Consider the following 20,343-nt stretch of genomic DNA (forward strand, 5'->3'; position numbering starts at 1 on the left):
CTGCCCGTCCTGCCAGCGTCGGCGCTGAACTCTTCGCGTCACGCGGTCCGGAACGCCTTTCGCAGGAGCGGACGCGTCGCCCAGGTGCTGGCCCACACGAGGGCGATGCCGACACCGACCACAGCGCTGATCGTCAGCACCGACACGGGCGCCGTGATCACCGCGATCCCCACGAGCGGGAACACCAGGAGTGCCGCGATCAGAGCCGAGCCGAGCGCCGTGACGAGCAGGGGAGACATGATCGCGCGACGGCGGGCACGATCCACCGTCTCCACCGGCATGCCCAGGTGATGGAGGCTTCGATGCAGCTCCCGCTGGTCGAGCACGTCCGATGCCTGATTGACTCCGACGGAGGCGGCGACCATGAGGAACGAGCCGATCAACGTGATGATGAGACCCGTGCGGATATCACGGGCGAGGGCGAAGTCGGCGGCGGATGCATCCGCGCTCGTCATCACATTCATCAGCGCGACGCCGGTGCCTGCGAACACGGCCATGAAGCTCGCCATCGCGATGCCGCCGACCTGACGCCAGGCCGCTTTCGGCGAGTCGAGAACGATGCGTGCCGCGAGCAACCGCTCGGGCTGTTCGGCACGACGCAGCTGGCGGGACGCCGAGACCTTGAGAACCCAGGGGCCGATCACGTTGAGGACGGCCAGGGCGGCGCCGAACAGTCCGGCGAGGACGACGACGGTGATGACGAAGCCGCCGATCGACGGGAACACCGTGATCAATGCGAAGGCGATGGCGATGGCGCCGGCAGCGAGAAGGGCGCGGATCCAGTGCACGCTCGACACGGTCGTGCGGGTGCGGACACCGAGTGGTGAGATCACGACGCGACGGAGGCCGATGACCGCACTCGCGGACGCGAGCACGAGCACACCGGCGAAGACGAGGGCGATCAGTGGCGGTGGAAGGATGACCGCGCCGAATCCGAGCGGTTCGCCCCGGAAGGGGATGAGCCCGATCAGAGGGCTGATCGCGAGGTGCCCGAGGACACCGGCGAGTGCTCCGGCGGCGGCGACGAGGGCAGACTCGGCGACCGTGACCACGGTGACGCCACCGGGGGTGACCCCCAGCAGGCGAAGTGTCGAGAGTCGTTCGTCACGGCGCCGCGCCGACAGGCGTGCCGCCGCGCCGCCGAGCGACATCAGTGGGACGACGAGAAGCACGAGGGCGATCGCCGCGAGCGCCTGATACAGAGGGGCGTAGTCATCGGACCACCCCCAGAACGACTGGGCTCCACCGATCACCGTCAGGACGAGCGTCGTCACGACACCGAACGCGATGACCGGGAGCGCGAGCACGCTGTTCTGCCCGGGAGCAGGGCGCAGCAGCATGGACAGGACGTTGCCGTTCACGCGGCCACCGCCGAGGGGATGATGCGACCGTCGCGGACGGCGATCGTCCGGGTGCAGCGCGCGGCGACATCGGGGTCGTGGGTCACGACGACGAGTGTCCGCCCTTGACCTGTCGTCGACCACAGGAGTGCGTCCATCACCTCGGACGACGTCTGCGAGTCGAGAGCGCCGGTCGGTTCGTCGGCGAAGACCAGCTCTGCACCGGTGGCCTGCGCACGGGCGATGGCCACCCGCTGGGCCTGCCCGCCCGACAGCTCGCCGATCCGACGCTCTTCCATCCCGGCGAGCCCGAGCGCGGCGAGCCAGGAGGCCGCGTGCGGGACGGCATCCCGTCGCCGGACACCGTTGATCATGGAGGCGAGGGCGACGTTCTCCACGGCCGTGAGCTCCGGGATGAGGAGTCCCTGCTGGAAGACGAAGCCGAACCGCTCGCGCCGGAGCCGGGAACGGGCGGACTCCCCGAGGGCGGTGACCTCGATCGGCGCGCCTTCGGCCGGACGGAAGACGACACTTCCCGCATCGGGCGCGGTGATACCTGCCAGAACGTGCAGGAGCGTTGTCTTGCCGGAACCGGAGGCACCCATGATCGCGACGGACTCGCCGCGACCGATCGCGAGGTCGACACCGGCGAGTGCGCGGGTCATCCCGAAGGTCTTGCTGAGGGCGTGGGCTTCGATCACAGGAACATTCATGATCCCAGCCTCTCCGTCGCCCCGCCCTGGGTCGTCGGTCTGGCGGATGACGATGCGGACCCGAGGTCATCCCGTCGAATGAGATCGGGTCCGCACGTGTCTCAGAGAGCGCGCTGCCAGCCGCCGGCGTACGACACCGGGACGAAGCCGATCGCCTCATTGATGTTCAGCATCGGCCGGTTCTCCTCCGCGTTGAAGGTGGAGACCACGGTGGAATCCGGCATCAACTCCCGCCAGCGGAGCAGATTCGCACACTTCACGATCGTGCCGAGACGATGCCCCCGGTGGTCCTTGCTGACCAGAGTGCCGAACTGGTGCGTGACCCCGGTGCGGTCGGCCGCGATGAGAAGCTCGTTGTAGGCGACGAGCTCTCCGGTCGACACGTGTTCGACGGCGACGACCGAGACGGCCTGACCTGCACCGAGGAGACGCGCTTCGCGGCGCACGACGCGCTCCGCGTCCCAGGCCTCCTCGGGGAAGTCCATGTCGCCGCTCGGCGCATCCGTCGACAGCCGCGCGAGGACCCCGGCGAAGCCGTCCCGCAGCTCCGGCGGGGTGGGCATGTTCCACTCGATGACGCGATAGTCGGCTCTGGCCACTGCGAGCGCGTCGTCCAGCGCGGTGCGCAAGGGGGCAGGGTCGCTCCGGAGGTCGAACTCGCTGTTGCGCTCGACCTGCTCCAGGACGAACCCGTTCGCCTCGGCCAGGTCGGAGAGCGGGGTCGCCGGGATGCGACCCCACCCGGTGCGCGGAACGAGCATCCGGTCGGCGTCCTTCGGGCGGTGGAGACTCCAGAGCTGCAGAAGACCCCGACCACGCGCACGCGCTTCCGCTTCGGCGCGGGCGAGCAGGGCATCCTCGACGCCCCGGCCCCAGTGCGCTTCCGGCACCAGCAGGTCGAGCTCCGCCGCATGCGCCTCGGCCTCCTGCGCGAAGGAGACCGTGATCATCCCGACGATCTCGTCGTCCACGCGTGCGACGAAACCGAGGTCGAGTGAATCGGTGTCGTCCTGCCAGTCCGGGAGCATCTGCGCGGCGTCTGGAGCGAGATCGGGCAGACCGACCTGCTCGTCGCAGATTCGCCGGTTGAGTTCGCCGTATGCGCGGAAATCCGCGGCGTCGTCACCGTCCAGGGAGACCGGCACCACCAGGGGGGTGATCGTCGGTTCGATGGTCGTCATGTCTTTTCCTTCGAGTGGGGCTTCCGAGGGAGCCGGTGTGTGGAGCGGGTGCCCGCATCCGCCCGTGACGAGCACGGGCGGATGCGGCGCGGGGGATGGGGGAGCTGTCACAGCCGGACGTCCGTCAGCGCATCCCCCGCTGCATGTCGAACGTCAGCAGGGCGGACGACTCGGCGGCGGAGCGGTGGCGCTGCTCGCCGAGGAGGAACAGCTCGGATGGGTCGATGTACAGGCCGCGGCGGTGTCGCTGCGGGCGCTGCGCCCTCTGGAACAGCCAGAGGCCGATCCGGAGGGAGAGACGATCCGCGAGCGAGAGGCGGCGCAGTTCGTCGGGACGGGGGATCTGGAGGACCTCACGGTCCTCGATATCGGGCGGGTGGGAGACGCTGCGGTGCAACGTGGTGTTCACGGTGATTCCTTCGTGAGTGATGGTGAGATGGGGTGCGGAAGCACCGACGCCCGACCGCCGAAGCAGTCGGGGACGGTGCGGAAGGATGCGGCTCCTCGGGTCTGCGAAGACGCAGATGCCGAAGGCGGCGGAAGATCCGTGATCTGGAGCAGATCAGAGGGTGGGGCGCGGAAGGACCGACCGGAGACGGCCCACTACGGGCCGGGATTCTCGGGGTGCGGTTCTAGCAGAGCGCGCTCGAGCGGACGCCGGCGGTTACCGAGAACGCAGGGCGCGGCGCGAAATGCGCGGGCGCGGCGAGGCCAGTGGCCTGTGCGTTGAGCTGAATCATCATCGGTAACCTCCTTTCGTGTGGCGATCCGCACGCCACCGTAGCGAACGCGCGCCGGAGACGTCAAGCATCTCGCCTCGAACTCGGCGTGTCGCGCCGCCATCCGGTTCCGTGGGGCATCCGCGCGGGATCACCGTTCCGGCCCGGAATTCCGGTAGCGTAGCCGCGTGATTCTCCCCGGACGAGCGGTGCCCGCATGCATCTGAAGAGCCTGACGCTCAAAGGGTTCAAGTCGTTCGCGCAGCCGACGAGTTTCGTGTTCGAGCCCGGTGTCACCTGCATCGTCGGTCCGAACGGCTCCGGAAAGTCCAATGTCGTCGACGCCCTCGCCTGGGTGATGGGGGAGCAGGGGGCGAAGACCCTGCGCGGCGGCAAGATGGAGGACGTGATCTTTGCGGGCACCTCTACCCGCGGTCCGCTCGGGCGCGCCGAGGTGCAGCTCACCATCGACAATGCCGACGGCGCTCTGCCGATCGAGTACGCCGAGGTGACGATCAGCCGCACGCTGTTCCGGAACGGTTCGAGCGAGTATGCGATCAACGGCGAGGGCTGCCGTCTTCTCGACCTGCAGGAGCTCTTGAGCGACTCAGGTCTGGGGCGCGAGATGCACGTGATCGTGGGTCAAGGACGTCTGGACACGGTGTTGCAGGCCTCTCCGGAAGATCGACGGGGCTTCATCGAGGAGGCCGCCGGAATCCTCAAGCATCGGCGACGCAAGGAGAAGACCCTCCGCAAGCTCGACGCCATGCAGACCAATCTCACCCGTCTGAGCGACCTCGCCGGAGAGATCCGGCGCCAACTCAAACCCCTCGGGCGCCAGGCGGAGATCGCGCGGGAGGCGCAGACCATCGCCGCCGTGGTCCGTGATGCCAAGGCGAGGATCTTCGCCGACGACGTGGTCGCTCTGCGCACCGCTCTGGCCGACCACACGCGCACCGAGCACGAACGCCACACCGAACGCCTGGTGCTGTCGGACCAGGCGGAGACGGTGCGGGCGAGCATCGCGCGCCTCGAGCACGAGCAGAACTCGGTCGCCGTCGACGAGGCGCGCAGCGTCGCCTTCGGGCTGGAGCAGGTGCAGGAGCGGATGCGCGGCCTTTACACGCTGGCGAATCAGCGCCTCGCCTTGCTCGGATCGGAGGAGGACGACGCCGCCGTCACCACGGTCACCGTCACTCAGGCCACGATCGACGAGGCGAAGGAAGAGATCGACGTGATCTCCGCGGGGCTGGGTGATGCGCAGGACGCGGCCGCGTCGGCGAGCCGCGAAGTGGTGCAGGCCCGCGCAGAACTGGACACGCTCGACGTGGACATCGCCGAGCAGAGCGCACTGGTCTCCGAGTACGACATGCGCATCTCCGCGCTGCGTGGCACGGCCGACGCGGCCTCCTCGGCCCTCGCCGCGGTGCGTGGGGCCGTTCTCCGGCAGGAGAATGCGCTCGAAGCGGCGAACATGCGTCGTCGGGAGGCCGCGGAGGCGCTCGAGGCGATCGACGATGCCGAGGCACCCGAGGGCACCGCCGTCGAGTACGCCGCCGCGTACGACAGCGCACAACGCGCCTCCACGGCGGCGGAAGCGGAACGGGAGACCCTGCGTGAGCGCCTGCACACCGCCGAGCGTGAGGTCGATGCTCTGACGGCGAAGGCCGCCGCTCTGAGCAGCGCACTGGCGCTGTCCGGTGGAGCGGCAGAGGTCGTCGAAGCCGGTGGGCGGGGCGTGCGCGGCCTCGTCGGCGACTCCGTGCAGGTCCGCGCCGGCTTCGAAGCAGCGATCGCGGCGGTGCTGGGCCCGCTCGCCGAGGGCGTGCTCATCGATACCGCCGCCGATGCCTTCGCGCAGGCCGAGCAGGCGGCCGAACATCGCCGGGGAGTGGTCGACTTCGTCGTCGCGGACGTGCCTGCCCCCCGGTCCGCGGTCGTCGCACCGATCGACGGAGTCACGCCTGCGGTGGAGACCGTCACCGCCCCCGATGGTGTTCTCGGCATCCTGTCCCATGTCCTCATCGCGAACGACCTCGGCGCGGCTCGTGCTGCGCGCACAGCGCTCGACACGGCGGGTGACACGTCCACGACGATCGTGACCGTCGGTGGCGATGTGATCACGGCGCACACCCTGCGAACCGGGTCCGGCGGCGAGCGCTCACGGCTCGAGCTCGCCGCGGAGCGGGATGCCGCAGCGGAACGACTCGCCGAGGTCCAGATCGTGGTCGACTCCCTCCGTGAGGCTCGGGAGGATGCGAACGAAGCAGTGGAGACGGCCCGGCGCCAGGCGAAGGATGCGCTGCGGGCTCTCCGCGAACACGACGCCGCTCTCGCCACGCATGCGGAGCAGCTGAACCGGGTCACGGTGCGGCACGAGTCCGCGGTCGCCGAATGCGAACGACTCGAGACGGGGCTCGCCCAGGCGCAGACCGCCGTTGCCGACGCCGAGGCGAAGGCCACCGATGCGAAAGCCGCACTGGACGAGGCGATCGCCACACCGCGCCCGGTACTCGACGCTTCCGCTCGCGACGGACTCCTGGAGGCGCTCGAACTCGCCCGGGAGGGAGAACTGCGGTCACGTCTCGAGATCGAGACTCTGCGTGAGCGGGTGCGCGCCGCCCAGGCGAGGGTGGCGAGTCTCGAACGGCAACGCGAACAGGAGCGGGATGCCGCGGCGGAAGCCGCACGCCGTGCCGTGATCCGTCGCGCTCAGCGCGAGGCTGCCTCCGGGGTGGCCGACGAACTCCCGCGCATCCTCGACTCGCTCGACCGATCGGTCACCGAAGCCCGTGTCGCTCTCGCCGAAGCCGAGGCGGCGCGGTCGGCGCAGAACCAGGAACTCGTTGCCCTGCGTGCCCAGGAGACGTCGCTCCGGGAACGCCTGGCGGGGCTGACGGAGAGCGTGCACGGGCTCGAACTGCAGATCCACGAGAAGAAGCTGCACCTGAGCAGCCTGCTCGAGCGGGTGTCGTCCGAGCTGTCACTCGACGAAGATATTCTTGTAGCGGAATATGGTCCCGATCAGCTGGTTCCTCGTGATCCGGGGACGGAACAGGCCGCCGAGGACGCGCACGACGACACCGCCATCCCGTTCGATCGTCGCATCCAGCAGCGTCGTCTGGCCGAGGCGGAGCGGAAGCTCGCGCAACTCGGCCGGGTGAACCCTCTGGCGCTCGAGGAGTTCGCTGCGCTCGAACAGCGCCATGCCTTCCTCACGGAGCAGCTCGCTGACCTGACGCAGACGCGGGAGGACCTCCTGACGATCATCGCCGACCTCGACGAACGGATGGAGACGATCTTCGCGAGCGCCTTCGAAGACACCAAGGAGGCCTTCGGCCAGGTCTTCCCGCTGCTCTTCCCGGGCGGGACCGGGAGCATCTCGCTGACCGATCCCGAAAACTTGCTGACGACCGGCATCGAGGTGTCGGTGCGTCCGGTCGGGAAGAAGATCGAGAGGCTGTCGCTCCTCTCCGGCGGTGAGCGTTCGCTGGCCGCCGTCGCGCTGCTCGTGGCGATCTTCAAGGCGCGACCGAGCCCGTTCTACATCCTCGACGAGGTCGAGGCCGCGCTGGACGACGCGAACCTCGGGCGGTTGCTCACGGTGTTCGAGCAGCTGCGGGAGAGCTCCCAGCTGCTCATCATCACCCACCAGAAGCGCACGATGGAGATCGCGGATGCGCTCTACGGTGTCTCGATGCGTCAGGACGGCGTGTCTGCGGTCGTCGGGCAGCGGGTCGGAGACAGGGCGGCCGCCGCCGTCTGACCGATCGAGGTCGGCTTCGCGGTCGATTCGCCCGCGCTACCCGTAGGCTGGAGGGATGGCGGAGAAGTCTTGGTCACTCGGTCGCGCACTGCGCGGCATGTTCGTCAAACCCACGATCGATGAGACCACGTGGGAGGACCTCGAGACAGCGCTGATCACCGCGGACTTCGGTCCCGACATCAGTGAGCGCGTCGTCGAGGAACTGCGTGCGAAGGTCGACAAGTACCGCACCACCGATCCCCAGGACCTGCAGCGGATGCTGCGGGAGACCCTGGAGGAGCACTTCGCGAAGTTCGACACCACCCTCAAGCTCACCGAGCGTCCTGCCGTCGTGCTGGTCGTCGGGGTCAACGGCGTCGGCAAGACCACGACCATCGGCAAGTTCACGAAGTTCCTCCGCGGCTACCAGCGCAGTGTCGTGGTCGGTGCGGCGGACACGTTCCGTGCTGCTGCGGTCGATCAGCTCGCCACGTGGGCGCAGCGCGGGGGTGCAGCGATCGTCCGCCCTCAGCAGGAAGGTCAGGATCCCGCCTCCGTCGCCTTCCAGACTGTCGAGTACGCCAAGCGCGAAGGCATCGAGATCGCGATCATCGACACCGCCGGGCGTCTGCACACCAAGGGCGGTCTCATGGACGAGCTCACCAAGGTGCGGCGGGTGATCGAGAAGCAGGCGCCCATCAGCGAGGTCCTTCTCGTCCTCGACGCGACCACCGGGCAGAACGGCGTGATGCAGGCAGAGGCCTTCCTCGAGCACGCGGGCGTCACGGGGCTCGTCCTCACCAAGCTCGACGGCTCGGCCAAGGGCGGGTTCGTGCTGGCCGTTCAAGAGCGCACCGGCATCCCTGTCAAGCTCCTCGGGCAGGGGGAGGGGATCGACGATCTCACCGGTTTCACGCCTCATGTCTTCGTCCAATCCCTGGTCGGCTGAGGACGGGACTACCGCCGTGAGCACGAGGCTGGTTTCATAGCGTTATGGCGATCGAACACGACTACTTCGGACTCCTGTCCTCGGGCCCCGACGGCTCGATCTTCTGGTCGGAGACCGTGGACCTCGGTGACCAGAGCGTCACCGTCGATCTGACCGCGCCGGACCAGGACGATGTGTCCGCCGACGCGCTCGACATCGCCGCCGGCCTCATCGCCGGCCTCGAGAACGTGGACGGGACGGCACGTCGCGGCATGCTGGCCGAGGTGGACGATCGCACCAGCGAGGTGACCGAGTACATCCTGCAGCAGCAGGAGGCCTACGGCGATGACCTCCCTGACGTCCTCGTCGATGTGTCGGGCGACGCCGCGGTGGACATCATCCGCTCGCTCCGACTGATGAGCATGACGATCCTGGCCGACGAGCACGGCGGTTCGGAACCCTTCGCCGTGCTCGAGTACGCCTTGGACGACAGCTCGTCCGACGATGTCCTGCTCGTGAACCTCGGCTCGAACGGTTCCGTCCAGTCGGTGATGAGCGCCGACTGAGGCGCCACCGCCGCGGGTGGCGCCTGCGACCCGGGCGTGGTCAGACGGCCTGCGCGAAACCGAGTTCCGCGCTGTCTGCGATGTGCGCGAGGTGCTCGGGGATCTCCCGTCCCTTCGACACCATCGACTGTGCCCACAGACGACCCGCACGGTAAGACGAGCGCACGAGGGGGCCGGCGAGGACGCCGAGGAATCCGATGCGCTCGGCCTCTTCCTTGAGCTCCACGAACTCGGCCGGCTTCACCCAGCGCGCGACGGGGTGATGGCGCGGTGACGGACGCAGGTACTGCGTGATCGTGATGATGTCGCAGCCGGCGTCATGGAGGTCGTGCAACGCCTGGACGACCTCCTCCGGTTCCTCGCCCATCCCCAGGATCAGGTTCGACTTCGTGATCAGACCGGCGTCGCGGGCCTGCGTGAGCACATCGAGTGAGCGCTCGTAGCGGAACGCCGGACGGATGCGCTTGAAGATGCGGGGCACGGTCTCGACATTGTGCGCGAACACCTCAGGGCGAGCATCGAAGATCTGCCCGAGGAAGGCCGGATCGGCGTTGTGCTCGTTCGCGAGCAGTTCGACGCCGGTGTTCGGGTTGAGCTCGTGGATCTTCCGGACGGTCTCAGCGTTGAGCCAGGCGCCCGTGTCGGGGAGGTCGTCCCGCGCGACGCTCGTCACCGTGGCGTAGCGGAGGTTCATGCGCACGACGCTCTCGGCGACGCGGCGGGGCTCGTCGGTGTCGTAGGCGTCGGGCTTGCCGGTGTCGATCTGGCAGAAGTCGCAGCGGCGGGTGCACTGCGAGCCCCCGATGAGGAACGTCGCCTCCCGGTCCTCCCAGCACTCGTAGATGTTCGGGCAGCCGGCTTCCTGACACACCGTGTGCAGGTCCTCGCTCTTCACGAGAGAGTGCAGCGCCGTGTATTCGGGGCCCATCTTCGCTTTGGTCTTGATCCACTCGGGCTTGCGCTCGATGGGGGTCTCGGCGTTGCGGACCTCCAATCGGAGGAGCTTGCGTCCTTCGGGGGCGGCGGTCATGCGGGAACTCCTGCGTACTCGGTGAGGAAGGCGGTCGTGACGTGATCGATGACGTCGGCGGGGGAGACGTCGGCTCCGACGATCTCGCTCACGGTGGTGACTCCGGCATCGGTGATGCCGCACGGGATGATCCCGCGGAACCCCACGAGGCTGTTGTCGCAGTTGATCGCGAAACCGTGCATCGTGACGCCCTGCTGCACTCGCACGCCGATGGCCGCGACCTTGTCCTCCGAGAGCGGGCGACGAACCCAGACGCCGCTCCGTCCGTCGACCTGGTACCCGTCCACTCCGAGAGGGCGGAGCACGTCGATCAGGATGCGTTCCAGCCGCCGCACGTGCGCGACGACGTCCATCGGTTCGGGGAGCCGGACGATGGGATACCCGACGAGCTGGCCGGGTCCGTGCCAGGTGATCTTCCCCCCGCGGTCGACGTCGATGACGGGTGTGCCGTCCTGAGGGCGTTCGTGCGGCTCGGTGCGCTTGCCGGCGGTGTAGACCGCCTCGTGCTCGAGCAGGATCAGCGTGTCCGGTCGACTTCCGTCCACCACCTCGGGGTGAATGCGGCGCTGCAGCTCCCACCCGTCGGCGTACGGCACGAGGTCCGGAGCCAGTCCCGGCGTGAGGATGTCCAGCATGAACGTCTCCCATCATCGATTAGTTGGATTGGGTCTAACAATACTCCCGACGAGGCGCATCGGATGCATGCCGGTCGCGCGCGGTAGCGTGAGAGCATGAGCTCCACCGGCCGTGCAGGGCGCCCCAAGGCGTCGTCCCGCGAGACTCTCGCGGAGGCCGCATGCGAGCTCTTCCTCGAACGCGGGTACGACGGCACATCGGTGGCCGACATCACTCAGCGCGCAGGCGTGAGCCGATCGAGCTTCTTCAATTACTTCACTTCGAAGAGCGACGTCCTGTGGTCGGGCGTCGACGAGCGGATCGAGGACGCGCTCGAGTCCCTCGAAGAGCTCGGGACGCGCGCGACGGGGGGAGCCGTCCGTGGCATCCTTCTGCTCGTCGTCCGAGACTTCGCGCCCGATGCATTGGCTCTCGCGCTCCGTAACGCGGCCGCCATGGGGCTCGAGGACGAACTCGTTCGCGACACCGGTCTGCGTCTGGCGAAGCTCTCTGCAGGGGTGTCGCGCGCGGCTCGCGGTTCCGGGGTCGATGCGGTGCGTGCCGACATCCTCGGCGCCGCGCACGCCGCGGCCGTCTTCTCGTCGCTGCGGGTCTGGGCCGAGCAGGGGGCCGGCCGGGGTACCCCGGAAGCCCTGCTCGCCGATGCGCTGGGGTTGATCCACGACCTTCCCTGGTCGGACTGACCCCGCGTCGCGACCGAGCTCCGCGCTGCGCTGAGCGTGGAGGCTCCGCTCGCGTAGAATCGACAGCACCATGGCTACCTTTGGCACGCTCTCCGATCGGCTCACCGAGACCTTCCGCAACCTTCGCACGAAGGGAAAGCTCACCGCGGCCGACGTCGACGGCACCGTACGGGAGATCCGTCGCGCGCTGCTCGACGCCGACGTCGCGCTCGTCGTCGTCAAGGACTTCACCGCCAGAGTGCGTGAGCGCGCGCTCGGTGACGAGGTCAACAAGGCGCTGAACCCCGCGCAGCAGGTCGTGCAGATCGTCAACGAGGAGCTCGTCCAGATCCTCGGCGGCGAGCAGCGTCGGCTGCAGTTCGCGAAGACCGCTCCGACCGTGATCATGCTCGCGGGTCTGCAGGGTTCGGGTAAGACGACGTTCGCGGGCAAGCTCGCGAAGCAGCTCGAGGGCGAAGGGCACACGCCCCTCCTGGTCGCCGCCGACCTTCAGCGCCCGAACGCCGTCAACCAGCTCCAGGTCGTGGCGGAGCAGGCCGGCGCCACCATCTACGCGCCGGAGCCCGGCAACGGCGTCGGGGATCCGGTGAAGGTCTCGCGCGATGGTGTCGAGTATGCGCGACGTCAGCAGCACGACGTCGTGATCATCGACACGGCCGGCCGTCTCGGCGTCGACGCCGAACTCATGAAGCAGGCCGCCGACATCCGCAAGGCGGTCACCCCCGACGAGGTCCTGTTCGTCATCGACGCGATGATCGGTCAGGATGCCGTCAACACGGCCAAGGCGTTCCAGGAGGGTGTCGACTTCACCGGCGTCGTGCTGTCGAAGCTCGACGGCGACGCACGTGGTGGCGCGGCTCTCTCCGTGGCCTCCGTGACCGGCCGTCCGATCATCTTCGCGTCGACGGGCGAGCGCCTCGAAGACCTCGAGCCGTTCCACCCCGACCGTATGGCGAGCCGGATCCTCGACCTCGGCGACATCCTGACCCTCATCGAGCAGGCCCAGCAGGCCTTCGACGAGGAAGAGGCCATGAAGATGGCCGAGAAGCTTGCGACCGAGGCCTTCACCCTCGAGGACTTCCTCGACCAGCTTCAGCAGATGAAGAAGATGGGTTCGATGAAGAAGATGCTCGGGATGCTTCCGGGCATGGGGCAGATGAAGCAGCAGCTCGAGGACTTCGACGAGCGTGAGATCGATCGCACCGAAGCCATCATCCGTTCGATGACGCCGGGGGAGCGGCGAAACCCGAAGGTGCTCAACGGCTCGCGCCGTCTGCGCATCGCCCGTGGTGCCGGCATGACGGTCACCGACGTGAACCAGCTCGTGCAGCGGTTCGAGCAGGCCGCGAAGATGATGAAGACGGTGGCCCGAGGGGGCACGCCCAACATCCCCGGTATGGGTGCGGTGCCCGGCATGGGACGTCCCGGTGCTTCCTCGAAGCGGGGGAAGGGCAAGAAGGGCAAGTCTTCCGGCGGTTCTCGTTCGGGCAACCCGGCCAAGCGCGCTGCGGAGAACGCGGGCATCACCTCCTCGGCCGCACCCACGGGGTCGGGCTTCGGGCTGGGTAATGCCCCCCAGGCTCCCAGCGAGGCTGATCTCGCGGAGATCCAGAAGCTCTTCGGCAAGGGCTGAGCCTGGTCAGCGCGGTGCGGTGAGCACGGGCGCGACCGCCGAGGCGGCAGGACGTCCCGGTCCTGCTGCCGGACGCGCAACGATCTGGCCCAGCACCAACGCGCCGAGCGTCAGCACGAACCCGATGGCCTGGAGTGGCGTGAACCACTCGCCCGCGACGAGCGCACCGAGCAGGGTCGCGACGATCGGGGAGAGCAGCGCGAGGAGCCCCGGCACGATCACCGGCAGTTGCTGGACCCCGCGGAACCAGAGCGAGTAGGCGACGATCCCGCCCACCGTGCCGAGCCACAGATACCCGAGCGTGGCTTCACCGTCGATCCGCGATGGCACCCCTTCGACGAGCAGAGTGACCGGCAGCAGCAGAAGCCCTCCGGCGCCGAGCTGCCAGCCGGCGTAGGCCACCGGCCCGACCCCGCTCGGCCTGCCCCAGCGCTTGGTGAGGATCATCCCCATTCCGGTCGCGGTGACACCGCCCAGCGCGGCGAGGACTCCCCAGAGATCGAGATCCGCCGCAGGGCCGAGGACGACCAGGGCGACACCACCTGCTCCCACGACGGCGGCAGCCGCGGTGAGCGCTCGGATGCGCTCCTGCAGCACGAGCGAACCGAGAGCCAGCACGATGACCGGTTGAGCACCGGCAACCGCTGCCGCCACCCCGCCGGGGAGACGTTCGGCAGCGAGGAACAGGAGAGGGAAGAACGCGCCGATGTTGAGTGCGCCGAGTGCCATCGACTTCCACCACCACGAACCGTGCGGAAGCCGTCGGCTCAGGACGACGGCGAGAAGGCCGGCGGGGAGCGAGCGCAGGAGCGCGGCGAACAGAGGGTGCCCGGGCGGGAGGAGCTCTGTCGTCACGAGATAGGTGGTCCCCCAGGAGATCGGTGCGAGGGCGGTGAGGAATACGAGCATCACGCGGTTCATACCTCCAGCGTGCGCGCCGTGCTCCGATGAATCCAACGCATGGTTGTCACCGCTTGCATGAGGGCTGATCATGGATACATGGAACTCCAACAGCTCCGGTACGTCGTAGAGGTTGCTGCCACCTCGAGCTTCACCAGGGCCGCTGAGCGCTGCTTCGTGACTCAGTCGGCCCTCAGCCACCAGATCGCTGCACTCGAGCGGGAACTCGGCCGGCGACTGTTCATCAGGTCGAGTCGGAGCGTGCGATTGAGCGAGGCCGGCGAGGCGTTCGTCGGGCATGCACGTGCCGCGGTCCGGGCGGCGGAACAGGCACGGGAGGATGCCGCCGCTGTCGACGGCGCGGTGGTGGGGACCCTCCGGATCGGTGTCATCCCGACCGTGACGGCCATCGATCTCCCCGCCGTACTCGTGGCCTTTCGTGGACAACACCCACAAGCACGAGTCGAACTGCAGGTGGGAAACAGCGATACGCTCGTCGCCCGGCTTCGTCGCGGCGATCTCGATGTGGCACTCCTGGGCCTGCGCGACGGCGTGGACCCGGTCGGCGTGGCATCACGTGTCCTGTCGCGTGACCGACTCGTGGCGGCGGTCCCTCGCGGGCACGCTCTTGCGGGCGCCGAAGCGATTCGGATCGAGGACTTGGCCGATCAGACCTTCGCGGACTTCCCGGCTGCGACCTCCGGCCGGGCGCAGAGCGACGCCGCATTCACGTCCGCGGGAGTGACGAGGGATGTCGCGTTCGAAGCCGACTCGGCCACTCTCATCCTCGGGCTCGTCGAGGCGGGGCTGGCGGTCACGCTTCTCGCACGGGAGACGGTGGCGCGATCGGGCGCCGATGTCGTGATCATCGACGTGCTCGACGGTCCCCGGCGCGTCGAGTACGTGGCCTGGGACCAGGCTGCGCCCCGGACGGTGGCCAGGGCCTTCCTCGCGGTGCTGGCTGCGGTTCCGGGGGAGCACGGGGCCGAAGCCTCGTCCTCCTCGTGAGGATGCAGGAAGACGCGAGAAGCGGGTCCGGAGGTGAACTCCGGACCCGCTTCGCTTCACTCGACGCTGTTACTTGACGTCTTCGTCGACCCAGTCCATGGACTTCGTGACGGCCTTGCGCCACAACCGGAGCTGGCGATCGCGCTCGGCTTCATCCATCGACGGCTCCCAGCGCTTGTCCTCCTGCCAGTTCGCGGAGAGGTCATCCAGACCGTTCCAGAAGCCGACGGCGAGACCGGCGGCGTAGGCGGCACCGAGCGCCGTGGTCTCGGCGACGACCGGGCGCACGACGGGGACACCGAGGACGTCCGCCTGGAACTGCATGAGCGCGTCGTTGGCGACCATGCCGCCGTCGACCTTGAGCTCCGTCAGATCGACACCGGCATCGGCGTTGACCGCATCCAGCACGTCGCGGGTCTGGAAGGCCACGGCCTCCAGCGCGGCGCGCGCGATGTGGTTCTTGTTCGCATACCGGGTGAGGCCGACGATCGCGCCCCGGGCGTCCGGACGCCAGTAGGGGGCGAACAGTCCCGAGAACGCGGGGACGATGTACACGCCGCCGTTGTCCTCGACCTGCTCGGCCAGCTTCTCGACCTCAGGGGCCGAGGAGATGATGCCGAGCTGGTCGCGCAGCCACTGGATGAGCGACCCGGTGACGGCGATCGATCCTTCGAGTGCGTAGTGGGTCGGTCCGTCGCCGAGCTTGTAGCCGACGGTGGTGAGCAGCCCGTTCTTCGAGTGGACGACTTCTTCGCCCGTGTTGAAGATCAGGAAGCAGCCCGTGCCGTAGGTGTTCTTGCTCTCGCCGGTCTGGAAGGCGGCCTGCCCGAACGTCGCGGCCTGCTGGTCGCCGAGGATGCCGGCGATCGGCGTCTCCCGCAGGAGCGAGGAGCTCTCCGCGGTGCCGTACACCTCGGACGAGGAACGGATCTCCGGCATCATCGAGCGCGGCACGCCGAACGCTTCGAGGATGTCATCGCGCCACTCGAGGGTTTCGAGGTCCATGAACATCGTGCGGGACGCGTTGGTGACGTCGGTCGCGTGCACGCCTCCGTCGGCGCCACCCGTGAGGTTCCAGAGAACCCAGCAGTCGGTGGTGCCGAAGAGCAGGTCGCCTGCTTCCGCCTTCTCGCGGGCCCCCTCGACGTTCTCCAGGATCCACGCGATCTTGGTCCCCGAGAAATACGTCGCGAGGGGCAGACCGACGACCGGCTTGAACCGCTCGACACCGCCGTCGGCCGCCAGGCGGTCGACGATCTCCTGCGTGCGGGTGTCCTGCCAGACGATCGCGTTGTAGATCGGCTTGCCGGTGTTCTTGTCCCACACGACGGCGGTCTCGCGCTGGTTGGTGATACCGACGGCCGCGATGTCGTGGCGCGTCAGGTCGGCGCGGCCCAGGGCCAAGCCGATGACCTCTTGCACGTTGCGCCAGATCTCCGCCGCGTCGTGTTCGACCCAGCCGGCCTTCGGAAGGATCTGTTCGTGCTCCTTCTGTCCGGTCGCGACGATGCTGCCCTTCTTGTCGAAGATGATCGCGCGGCTCGACGTGGTTCCCTGGTCGATGGCGATGATGTAGTCAGCCACTTGTGCTCTCCTTTGAATTCCAGTGCGGATGGGGTGTCGATCAGCCGGCGAGGCCGAGCAGCACGGGCGCGGCGAGTGCGGCGATCACACCACCGATGAGCGGACCGACGACGGGAACCCACGAGTAGGACCAGTCGCTGGCGCCCTTGCCCTTGATCGGCAGGATCGCGTGAGCGATACGCGGGCCGAGGTCACGGGCGGGGTTGATGGCGTAGCCGGTCGGACCACCGAGCGATGCGCCGATACCGACCACGAGCAGTGCGACCGGGAGCGCGGTGAGCGGTCCGAGGCCTCCGGGCGTGCCGACCTGGATGTCGCCGTAGTCCGCGAACGCGAAGATGACGAACACGAGGACGAACGTTCCGATGATCTCCGTGACGAGGTTCCACCCGTAGGAGCGGATCGCGGGACCGGTCGAGAAGACGCCGAGCTTGTTGGCGGCCTCCGGCTCCTCGTCGAAGTGCTGCTTGTATGCGAGCCACACGACGATCGCACCGAGGATCGCGCCGAGGAGCTCAGCGGCCGTCGCGGTGAGGAACATCACGAACGAGATCTTGCCGGCGACGAAGAGTCCGATGCCGACAGCCGGGTTGATGATCGCACCGGAGTACGCGGAGACGAGCACACCGGCGAAGACCGCGAGGCCCCATCCCCAGTTGACCATCAGGAAGCCGCCGCCGAAGCCCTTGTTCTTCGCAAGGGCCACGTTGGCCACGACACCACATCCGAGGAGGACGAGCATCGCTGTGCCGACCAACTCCGAGAGGAAGTAGAGACCGAGATTCACATCAGCCATGTCTTCTTTGACCTTTCTTGTGTGTCGAGGCCCCTCTGCCCCGACACGTTATGGGGGTTGCGCCGCGAGGAGGGCGGCTGTCCGAAGTCCAGTCAGCCGCGGGTGCGGGACTGGATATCGAGTCCGTGCCGCTCGTTGAGCAGCTGACGTGTCTGGTCGAGCTCGGCGTCGTGACGCGAGCGATCCCAGCCGAGCATCGGTGCGAGCGCATCGGCGATCTCATCGAGGACCTCGGCGTCCGCGTTTCCGGTGAAGGCGATGCTGGTGCGCCGCAGCACGACGTCTTCGAGGCGACTCACCATCTCGTTGTGCACCATCCATTCGAGTTCGCGGGTCGAGAGGTCGCCCTTCGCGAGCGGCTCGTCGGTACCCTGCTCGACATACTCCCAGACCTGGGCGGCGCGGGTGCCGTAGCGTGCGATCAGGCGGTCGGCACGTGCGCCGGCGCCGGCGAGGTTCTCCTGAACCCAGAGGCGCTTCGCCTTCTCCGTACGCGGGAACTCGCGGCCGCCGCCGATTGCGCGCCCGGCCGTCGAGACCGTCCTGGTACGACCGAGCAGGCCGAGCACGACATCGGAGAGCGACTCGCCGAGCGCGCGGAACGTCGTCCACTTGCCGCCGACGAGGCTCACGAGCGGTACCGCGCCCTTCTGGTCGACTTCGATGCGGTAGTCGCGGGAGACGAAGCCCGGTGCCGTGTCCTCATGACGCGGCAGCGGGCGGATACCCGAGAACTTGTAGACGATCTGGTCACGCGCCACCGGGATCGTCGGGAAGACGTGGTGGATCAGGTCGAAGAAGTAGTCGACCTCCTCCTCGGTGCACACCGGCACTTCGCGCGGGTCGGCGTCGATGTCGGTCGTGCCGACCAGGACCCGCCCCTTGAGCGGGTAGATCAGGACGATACGGCCGTCGGAGTGCTCGAAGAAGATCTCACGGCCCTGCGTGGCCTCGAGCAGCTCGGGGTGGTCGAGCACGATGTGCGACCCCTTGGTGCCGCCCATGTACTTCGTGTCCTCGCCGAGCGCATCGTTCGTCACGTCCGTCCAGGGGCCCGAGGCGTTCACCACGACATCGGCCTGCACGGAGAACTCGGTTCCGCTTTCGCGGTCGCGGAGGATCACCTTGTCGCCGTCGCGGGCGATCGCTTCGACGTAGTTGAGAGCATGCGCCCCCGGGTGAGCTGCGCGTCCGTCCTGGAGCACGTCGAGAGCGAGACGCTCCGGGTCGTGCATGGAGGCGTCGTAGTACGTCGCGGTGTACTTGATCCGCGGGTCGAGCGAAGGCAGTTCGGCCAACGACTTCTTCCGACCGAGGAAGCGGTGCCGCGGGACCATTCCGCCGTCGCGCGAGAACGTGTCATAGATCGTGAGGCCGACCTTGATGAGGAACGCGCCGCGCTCCTGCGGCTTGCCGCTCTTGTGCGTGAGGAACCGCAGGGGAGCGGAGAGGATGCCGGAGAAGGTGGAGTAGATCGGGATCGTCGTCTGCAGCGGCTTGACGTAGTGCGGGGCGATCTTGAGCAGGCCGTTGCGCTCTTCGACGGACTCGCGCACGAGGCGGAACTCACCGTTCTCGAGGTACCGGATCCCACCGTGGATCATGTGGCTCGATGCGGAGGACGCGCCGGAGGCGAAGTCGCCGCGCTCGACGAGGACGACGTCCACTCCCTGCAGTGCCAGATCGCGGAACGTGGAGATCCCGTTGATCCCGCCACCGATGACGAGGACGCTCGTACGTCCGGACTCACGGACGGTGCTGACCTCTGCGCGCTCCGCAGACGAGTGTGTGGAATCGATCATCGTCGACCCTCTCTTCCTTACTTGCCAACCAGCATCGACCTGTGTGGCATCTCGCGCAAGCCCACTGCACATATGTGCAAGGATCGGGGGTGAGGAGGTCACGATGGTCGGTCAGGCCGCGGAAACGCGCGACAGCAAGCTGATCGCGGCGCTCACCGCCGCGCAGCTGTACTACATGCAGGACAAGACGATGGAAGTCATCGCGCAGGAACTCGGCACCTCCCGATCCTCCGTGTCCCGCCTGTTGAGCTTCGCCAGGGAAAGCGGCCTGGTCGACATCCGGATCAATTCGCCGCTCGAACGTCTCGGGATGCTCGAGCAGCGCATCCGTGACCGGCACCGTGTGGCCGCGCACGTGGTGCCGATGCCGGAGATCCTCAGCGAAGTCGAACGTCTCGAGCGTGTGGCGCTCACGGCAGGTCGTCTGCTGTCACAGTTCGTCGATTCGAACATGGTCATCGGAGTCGCGTGGGGCTCGACGATCAGTGCGGTGAGCCGTGGACTGACACAGAAGGAGACGCACAACACCACGTTCGTGCAGCTCAACGGTGCCGGGAACACCCAGACGACCGGCGTCGAATACTCCAGCGACATCCTGCAGCGGTTCGGCAGTGCCTTCGGCGCGCAGGTGCAGCAGTTCCCCGTCCCCGCTTTCTTCGATGACCCGGCGACCCGGGAGGCGATGTGGAGGGAGCGGAGCACGCGGCGTGTGCTCGACCTTCAGGCCAAGATGGACGTCGCCGTCTTCAGCCTGGGCTCTCCTGCGGCGGAGGTGCCGAGCCGGGTCTACGTCGGCGGCTACCTCGGGCGTGACGACTACCGCAGCCTGCGCGAGGACCACGCGATCGGCGATGTCGCGACGGTCTTCTTCCGATCAGATGGTTCCTGGCGGGACATCCGCGTCAACGCGAGGGCGACCGGCCCCGGGCTCGATCGTCTGCGCCGTGTCCCTCGCCGGGTCTGCGTTGTCTCCGGTATCCCGAAGTTGGTGAGTCTCCGGGCTGCTCTGGCGGCCGGACTCATCACCGACGTGGTCCTCGACGAAGGTCTCGCACGCCGTCTCGTGGAGGACTGAACAG

Annotated in this window: 17 protein-coding genes; 7 read left to right on the top strand and 10 right to left on the bottom strand. The window is 67.9% G+C overall.

Annotated elements, in window-relative coordinates; translation table 11 throughout:
* Nucleotides 1-38: 38 nt before the first annotated feature.
* From E0W80_RS00730 to E0W80_RS00745, 4 genes are all read right to left on the bottom strand, one after another.
* Nucleotides 39-1,361, bottom strand: coding sequence for an FtsX-like permease family protein (locus E0W80_RS00730; RefSeq protein ID WP_131490930.1), 1,323 nt, complete (start codon nt 1,359-1,361; stop codon nt 39-41).
* On the bottom strand, nt 1,358-2,053 hold the full coding sequence (locus E0W80_RS00735; protein WP_131490931.1) for an ABC transporter ATP-binding protein: 696 nt from the start codon (nt 2,051-2,053) through the stop codon (nt 1,358-1,360). Before E0W80_RS00735 ends, E0W80_RS00730 begins: the two co-directional genes overlap by 4 nt.
* A 101-nt stretch (nt 2,054-2,154) precedes the next feature.
* Nucleotides 2,155-3,234, bottom strand: a complete 1,080-nt coding sequence (locus E0W80_RS00740) for a GNAT family N-acetyltransferase (protein WP_131490932.1) — start codon at nt 3,232-3,234, stop codon at nt 2,155-2,157.
* A gap of 124 nt (nt 3,235-3,358) precedes the next feature.
* Complete coding sequence (locus E0W80_RS00745; protein WP_047523395.1) at nt 3,359-3,643, bottom strand: hypothetical protein; 285 nt, start codon at nt 3,641-3,643, stop codon at nt 3,359-3,361.
* Nucleotides 3,644-4,170: 527 nt separating this feature from the next.
* On the opposite strand from E0W80_RS00745, the gene smc reads away from it, so the two are divergent.
* Genes smc through E0W80_RS00760 form a run of 3 tightly spaced genes read left to right on the top strand, consistent with a single transcriptional unit; the run spans nt 4,171 to nt 9,192 of the window.
* Complete coding sequence (gene smc / locus E0W80_RS00750) at nt 4,171-7,719, top strand: chromosome segregation protein SMC (RefSeq protein WP_131490933.1); 3,549 nt, start codon at nt 4,171-4,173, stop codon at nt 7,717-7,719.
* Between the two features lie 55 nt (nt 7,720-7,774).
* On the top strand, nt 7,775-8,647 hold the full coding sequence (gene ftsY, locus E0W80_RS00755) for a signal recognition particle-docking protein FtsY (RefSeq protein ID WP_047523393.1): 873 nt from the start codon (nt 7,775-7,777) through the stop codon (nt 8,645-8,647).
* Nucleotides 8,648-8,691: 44 nt separating this feature from the next.
* Nucleotides 8,692-9,192: a DUF2004 domain-containing protein gene (locus tag E0W80_RS00760; protein WP_131490934.1), complete on the top strand. Its 501-nt coding sequence runs from the start codon at nt 8,692-8,694 to the stop codon at nt 9,190-9,192.
* Nucleotides 9,193-9,232: 40 nt separating this feature from the next.
* On the opposite strand, the gene lipA is transcribed toward E0W80_RS00760, so the two are convergent.
* On the bottom strand, nt 9,233-10,222 hold the full coding sequence (gene lipA, locus E0W80_RS00765; protein WP_131490935.1) for a lipoyl synthase: 990 nt from the start codon (nt 10,220-10,222) through the stop codon (nt 9,233-9,235).
* Nucleotides 10,219-10,857, bottom strand: coding sequence for a lipoyl(octanoyl) transferase LipB (gene lipB, locus E0W80_RS00770; protein WP_131490936.1), 639 nt, complete (start codon nt 10,855-10,857; stop codon nt 10,219-10,221). The genes lipA and lipB overlap by 4 nt, the downstream gene beginning before the upstream one ends.
* 96 nt (nt 10,858-10,953) lie before the next feature.
* Here lipB and E0W80_RS00775 point away from each other — a divergent pair, with 96 nt between their 5' ends.
* Entirely contained in the window at nt 10,954-11,541 is a 588-nt protein-coding gene (locus E0W80_RS00775; RefSeq protein ID WP_131490937.1) for a TetR/AcrR family transcriptional regulator, read from the top strand.
* A gap of 70 nt (nt 11,542-11,611) precedes the next feature.
* Nucleotides 11,612-13,174: a signal recognition particle protein gene (ffh, locus tag E0W80_RS00780; protein ID WP_047523388.1), complete on the top strand. Its 1,563-nt coding sequence runs from the start codon at nt 11,612-11,614 to the stop codon at nt 13,172-13,174.
* A gap of 6 nt (nt 13,175-13,180) precedes the next feature.
* Here ffh and E0W80_RS00785 read toward each other — a convergent pair whose 3' ends face one another.
* Nucleotides 13,181-14,095: an EamA family transporter gene (locus E0W80_RS00785; protein WP_131490938.1), complete on the bottom strand. Its 915-nt coding sequence runs from the start codon at nt 14,093-14,095 to the stop codon at nt 13,181-13,183.
* A 78-nt stretch (nt 14,096-14,173) separates the two neighbouring features.
* Between E0W80_RS00785 and E0W80_RS00790 the strand changes: the two genes are divergently transcribed.
* Nucleotides 14,174-15,082: a LysR substrate-binding domain-containing protein gene (locus E0W80_RS00790; protein ID WP_131490939.1), complete on the top strand. Its 909-nt coding sequence runs from the start codon at nt 14,174-14,176 to the stop codon at nt 15,080-15,082.
* Nucleotides 15,083-15,151: 69 nt separating this feature from the next.
* On the opposite strand, the gene glpK is transcribed toward E0W80_RS00790, so the two are convergent.
* The 3 genes from glpK to E0W80_RS00805 all read right to left on the bottom strand — a co-directional run bounded on the left by glpK (nt 15,152) and on the right by E0W80_RS00805 (nt 19,264).
* Complete coding sequence (glpK, locus tag E0W80_RS00795; protein WP_131490940.1) at nt 15,152-16,666, bottom strand: glycerol kinase GlpK; 1,515 nt, start codon at nt 16,664-16,666, stop codon at nt 15,152-15,154.
* Nucleotides 16,667-16,706: 40 nt separating this feature from the next.
* Entirely contained in the window at nt 16,707-17,462 is a 756-nt protein-coding gene (locus tag E0W80_RS00800; protein WP_047523385.1) for an MIP/aquaporin family protein, read from the bottom strand.
* Nucleotides 17,463-17,554: 92 nt separating this feature from the next.
* Nucleotides 17,555-19,264, bottom strand: a complete 1,710-nt coding sequence (locus E0W80_RS00805) for a glycerol-3-phosphate dehydrogenase/oxidase (protein ID WP_131490941.1) — start codon at nt 19,262-19,264, stop codon at nt 17,555-17,557.
* A gap of 103 nt (nt 19,265-19,367) precedes the next feature.
* Between E0W80_RS00805 and E0W80_RS00810 the strand changes: the two genes are divergently transcribed.
* Nucleotides 19,368-20,339, top strand: coding sequence for a sugar-binding domain-containing protein (locus tag E0W80_RS00810; protein WP_047523383.1), 972 nt, complete (start codon nt 19,368-19,370; stop codon nt 20,337-20,339).
* Nucleotides 20,340-20,343: the final 4 nt, after the last annotated feature.

Origin of the sequence: Microbacterium sp. PI-1 (assembly GCF_004337555.1) — a bacterium.
Lineage (GTDB): Bacteria > Actinomycetota > Actinomycetes > Actinomycetales > Microbacteriaceae > Microbacterium > Microbacterium aurugineum.

Excerpts from the sequence above, each read along its gene's own strand:
- E0W80_RS00735 (WP_131490931.1), bottom strand. The coding sequence starts at position 2,053 with ATGAATGTTCCTGTGATCGAAGCCCACGCCCTCAGCAAGACCTTCGGG.
- E0W80_RS00740 (WP_131490932.1), bottom strand. The coding sequence starts at position 3,234 with ATGACGACCATCGAACCGACGATCACCCCCCTGGTGGTGCCGGTCTCC.
- smc (WP_131490933.1), top strand. The coding sequence starts at position 4,171 with ATGCATCTGAAGAGCCTGACGCTCAAAGGGTTCAAGTCGTTCGCGCAG.
- ftsY (WP_047523393.1), top strand. The coding sequence starts at position 7,775 with ATGGCGGAGAAGTCTTGGTCACTCGGTCGCGCACTGCGCGGCATGTTC.
- E0W80_RS00760 (WP_131490934.1), top strand. The coding sequence starts at position 8,692 with ATGGCGATCGAACACGACTACTTCGGACTCCTGTCCTCGGGCCCCGAC.
- lipA (WP_131490935.1), bottom strand. The coding sequence starts at position 10,222 with ATGACCGCCGCCCCCGAAGGACGCAAGCTCCTCCGATTGGAGGTCCGC.
- lipB (WP_131490936.1), bottom strand. The coding sequence starts at position 10,857 with ATGCTGGACATCCTCACGCCGGGACTGGCTCCGGACCTCGTGCCGTAC.
- E0W80_RS00775 (WP_131490937.1), top strand. The coding sequence starts at position 10,954 with ATGAGCTCCACCGGCCGTGCAGGGCGCCCCAAGGCGTCGTCCCGCGAG.
- ffh (WP_047523388.1), top strand. The coding sequence starts at position 11,612 with ATGGCTACCTTTGGCACGCTCTCCGATCGGCTCACCGAGACCTTCCGC.
- E0W80_RS00785 (WP_131490938.1), bottom strand. The coding sequence starts at position 14,095 with ATGAACCGCGTGATGCTCGTATTCCTCACCGCCCTCGCACCGATCTCC.
- E0W80_RS00790 (WP_131490939.1), top strand. The coding sequence starts at position 14,174 with ATGGAACTCCAACAGCTCCGGTACGTCGTAGAGGTTGCTGCCACCTCG.
- E0W80_RS00800 (WP_047523385.1), bottom strand. The coding sequence starts at position 17,462 with ATGGCTGATGTGAATCTCGGTCTCTACTTCCTCTCGGAGTTGGTCGGC.
- E0W80_RS00805 (WP_131490941.1), bottom strand. The coding sequence starts at position 19,264 with ATGATCGATTCCACACACTCGTCTGCGGAGCGCGCAGAGGTCAGCACC.
- E0W80_RS00810 (WP_047523383.1), top strand. The coding sequence starts at position 19,368 with ATGGTCGGTCAGGCCGCGGAAACGCGCGACAGCAAGCTGATCGCGGCG.